The organism is Dietzia sp. DQ11-44, assembly GCF_014145205.1.
Taxonomy (GTDB): Bacteria; Actinomycetota; Actinomycetes; order Mycobacteriales; family Mycobacteriaceae; genus Dietzia; species Dietzia natronolimnaea.
In genome coordinates this window covers 1-4,121 of the sequence record NZ_JAALEC010000751.1, presented here as the reverse complement: position 1 = coordinate 4,121, position 4,121 = coordinate 1, and the positions used below count along the sequence as shown (strand labels likewise).

The 4,121-nt window shown below is 66.7% G+C and carries 4 protein-coding genes; 3 read left to right on the top strand and 1 reads right to left on the bottom strand.

All coding sequences use genetic code 11. The features are described from left to right. Positions 1–492 precede the first annotated feature (492 nt). Entirely contained in the window at positions 493–1,434 is a 942-nt protein-coding gene (locus G6018_RS16905; protein ID WP_241731167.1) for a DEAD/DEAH box helicase family protein, read from the bottom strand. Positions 1,435–1,747: 313 nt separating this feature from the next. Between G6018_RS16905 and G6018_RS16900 the strand changes: the two genes are divergently transcribed. From G6018_RS16900 to eno, 3 genes are all read left to right on the top strand, one after another. Beyond that, entirely contained in the window at positions 1,748–2,038 is a 291-nt protein-coding gene (locus G6018_RS16900) for a type II toxin-antitoxin system ParD family antitoxin (RefSeq protein ID WP_182609406.1), read from the top strand. After that, positions 2,038–2,397 (top strand): type II toxin-antitoxin system RelE/ParE family toxin, encoded by a 360-nt coding sequence (locus G6018_RS16895; RefSeq protein WP_182609404.1) that lies wholly within the window; start codon positions 2,038–2,040, stop codon positions 2,395–2,397. Before G6018_RS16900 ends, G6018_RS16895 begins: the two co-directional genes overlap by 1 nt. Before the next feature lie 229 nt (positions 2,398–2,626). Next, positions 2,627–3,904 (top strand): phosphopyruvate hydratase, encoded by a 1,278-nt coding sequence (gene eno, locus G6018_RS16890; RefSeq protein ID WP_182616059.1) that lies wholly within the window; start codon positions 2,627–2,629, stop codon positions 3,902–3,904. Positions 3,905–4,121 lie beyond the last annotated feature (217 nt).

The following is a 4,121-nucleotide window of genomic DNA, read 5'->3' as shown; positions in this document are numbered from 1 at the left end:
AGATCCCCGTGAACTACCGGGGCTAGTCCAACATTTCGGAAGGCATCCCATTGAGCACGGGTAACAGCCCTCACCCTTAGGTCCGTCGAGGGAGTTTTACGATGAACGACTGATCTGCTGGCTATCCGGATCCATGGCAGTTCATCTCGCTGACCAGTTTCGTATAGTTAGTTAAAAAAGGCGCGTACGAATACTAATTGACGGTCGAGAGTCCGCGTCGATATTCCTCTGCTGAGCCGGTCGTCGCAGAAGGCGGCTATTTCGCTCTCTACAGTCTCTAGAATTGTTACGCCACGATCATCTAGAAATTTGGCAAATGTCACGGCATCTCGCGAATAAGATCGAACTGTATTGCGGCTTAAGTTCTGAGAATACAAGCGTAGGAAAGTGCACCAGGGCTCCATCGGTCGCATCTGGTCATCTACGAGTATCGGTGTCCCATCCTTGATCCGTCGTCGTGGAGTCAGTTCTGGATCGAGAGACATCGGTCCGTCACCGATTGCCGCCCATTTGGCAAAGTACAACTCCACGCTCAACTTCCACCCCTACGGCTCTGGGGCTAGCAGCCCAGTCCCGCTGGCACTGTAGCCGTCTGATGAGACACTGCCACGAAGAGCGCATAACGCCCGGGTGGTGGCCCGGGGTGGCGGTGATCGTCAGCACGAACGGGGCCTTCTCGTGCGGCCCGTCCATTCGGGTCAGACGACGCATGTAGCTGGTGCGCTTGCTGGCGTGCCGGAACTGGTGGGCCTCGTCGATCACCGCCACATCGACCTTGAGGCGAGGGCGCCCGTTCCGGGCCATGAGCTTGCCCAGGCTGTCCGAGGACATGATGATCCAGCGCAGGTCGTCGTCACACTGGTTGTCGTCACCCAGTGCTGCGATGGTGCGCCGCCACGACGGGATGGTGATGCGGGCTGGCCGATCCACCGTCACCAGGATCGTGCGGGCGCCGCGCAACTTCGCGATGCCCTTCGCCGCGGCCACCGCAACCAGGGTCTTGCCGGTGCCCACATCGTTGGCCAGATGAACTTGTCGGAACTGGCGCTGGGCGGCAGCGACGATCGCGTCCACGTCCGCGTGTTGCTCTGGGCGCAGCGTCATCGGTGCAGCGGTCGCGCCCGGGCCCTCGCTGCCGTTGAGCTCGTCCTCCAGCCACCGCAGGTAGGAGCAGGGCTTGCTGGCGTAGGGCTCCAGTGGGCTCGGCAGGGCGGTACCGACGTAGGCGTGCGCGGTGAGCGACTTGTAGTAGGTCACCCCGGCCGGCGTCCCGCCGCCCAGTCCTCCCCACGGGAGCTCCAGCAGCCACACCCGCTGGCCGGGAGGGATAGACGGAACCGCCGGCGCCGCGGCGGGCCGCTTCTTGGCTGACGTCGCCCGCCTGGGGCTCGACTTGCGCCTGGCCGTGGCCTTGCGTGAGGACCGGGTCGCCATCAGAGTGCTGCCGCGTCTCGGGCGGTGACGAGGGCGGGTGAGTCCACAGCGTTCTCCTGGGTGGTCCTGGCGGCGTCGGGCTCACTGTAGGGGCCGGGTCCGTCATCGCCGGGGTGGCCCGGTGCCGGGACGCCGTGGGGGAGGGTAGGTGGCCGGGGGCGGGGGCGAGTCCGCCGGTCGGGGACAGAGCTCCAGTTCGACGACGACGCTGACCCGCCGAGGCCAGAATTCCTGCCACGGATCAGTTCACAGTGACGGCAGGACCTCGCTTGGGGCGCCGAGTTGGCATATTCTGCCAACAGGGGTGATGAGTATGCCAACACGGAATGTTGTTCTCGGCCAGCAGCAACACGAGTTAGTTGATCAGCTGGTGGCATCCGGGCGCTACCAGAACGCCAGCGAGGTATTGCGCGAAGGGCTTCGGCTGTTGGAGCGACGCGATGCTGAGGATGCGGCCAGGCTCGCCGCGCTGCGTGCAGCTGCCGATCAGGGGTGGGCTGACGTGGCGGCGGGTCGCTATGTGGATGTCGATGAGGCGGGCCTTGACGACCTCATCGCAGACATCGGTGCACTGGCTGTGGCCGACGGTCAAACACCTGGCTGATGGCGACGTTTCGTCTCTCAGAGAGCGCACGTGAAGACATTGCGTCGATTCTGTGGTGGTCGTATGAGCAGTTCGGCGACCAGGCCCAGAAGCGGTATGAAGCACTGATCGTTGCGGCACTCAGGGATGCGGCCTCCGCCTCTGACAATCCCGGTCTGGTCGAGCGTCCGGAGCTCGGGGAGGGGGTCGTGTCGTGGCACCTGTCGAATAGTCGCCGTCGATCAAGCGGTGGGAGTGTCAGCCGGCCCCGGCACTTTCTCGTCTGCCGATTCGACGGTGAAGTTCTCGTGGTCGGCAGGGTTCTCCACGACGCGATGGACGTGGGCCAGCACGTCGATCCTGCTCGCGTGTGGAGCTGAGCGGGGGCGGCCGGGGAGCAGTGCGCGCCCGGAATGGACCAGCCTCGGCGCGCACCCGGGCTGGCGGCGTACAGACGGAGCGCATACCCGTGGAGGGAGAGGGTGAGCACCCCCCGGCGCAGCCTCGGCCCGCCCTGTAGACCGACGTGGAACAATGGCCCCCGGTACTGCAACCACCCAGCGCGGTGCCGGCCCAGAGACGAACCACGAACTTCCCCAAGGAGCACAGATGGCGCTTATCGAGCAGGTCGGAGCCCGGGAGATCCTCGATTCGCGAGGCAACCCCACCGTTGAGGTAGAGGTGCTTCTGGACGACGGCTCGTTCGGACGGGCCGCGGTGCCCTCGGGTGCCTCGACCGGTGCCCACGAGGCCGTGGAGCTCCGCGACTCCGACGACCGCTACCTGGGCAAGGGCGTCACCAAGGCCGTCGAGGCCGTGCTGGACGTGCTCGCCCCGGCCGTGATCGGCATCCCCGCCGAGGAGCAGCGCCTGGTCGACGAGGCCCTCCTCGACGCCGACGGCACGGACAACAAGTCCCACGTCGGCGCCAACGCCATCCTGGGAGTCTCGCTCGCCGTGGCCCGCGCCGCCTCCGAGGCCGCCGGCCTGGAGCTGTACCGCTTCATCGGCGGCGCCAATGCGCACGTCCTGCCCGTGCCCATGATGAACATCCTCAACGGCGGCGCCCACGCGGACTCGGGCGTGGACGTGCAGGAGTTCATGATCGCCCCCATCGGCGCGCCCACGTTCCGTGAGGCCCTGCGCATGGGCGCTGAGGTGTACCACCACCTCAAGGCCGTGCTCAAGGACAAGGGCCTGTCGACCGGCCTGGGCGACGAGGGCGGCTTCGCCCCGTCGGTGGACTCCACCAAGGCCGCGCTCGACGTGATCGTGGAGGCCATCGAGAAGGCCGGGTACACCCTCGGTACCGACGTGGCGCTCGCGCTGGACGTCGCAGCCACCGAGTTCTACAAGGACGGCAAGTACCACTTCGAGGGTAAGCAGCTCTCCGCCGCCGAGATGGCCGACGTCTACGCCGACCTGGTGGCCAACTATTCCCTGGTCTCCATCGAGGACCCGCTCGACGAGGACGACTGGGAGGGCTGGACCACCCTCACCGAGATGATCGGCGACAAGGTCCAGATCGTGGGCGACGACCTCTTTGTCACCAACCCCCAGCGCCTGGCCGACGGCATCGCCAAGGGCGCGGCCAACGCGCTGCTGGTCAAGGTCAACCAGATCGGCACCCTCACCGAGACCCTGGACGCCGTCGAACTGGCGCATCGCAACCGCTACGCCTCGATGATGTCGCACCGCTCGGGCGAGACCGAGGACACGACCATCGCCGACCTCGCGGTGGCCTGCAACTGTGGCCAGATCAAGACCGGCGCCCCGGCCCGCTCGGAGCGCGTGGCCAAGTACAACCAGCTGCTGCGCATCGAGGAGATGCTCGGGGACGCCGCCCGGTACGCCGGCGCCGGCGCCTTCCCGCGCTTCAACGCCTGAGCCAGGCCATCGGGTCGCGCGGCCCAAGAAAGCACCGCCCCAGTAGGTAGGTAGTCGAGAGGAGGGCTCATGGCTCGCCCACCGCGCCCTTCTGATCGCCGGGGCGACGGCCGCGATCGGTCGTCGTCCCGGCGTCCCGGCGAGGCATCGGGGCCCATCCGCCGGGCCCCGCAGCGGGGTCGCACCCGCGGTGAGTCACCTGTCGACCCCACCCGCA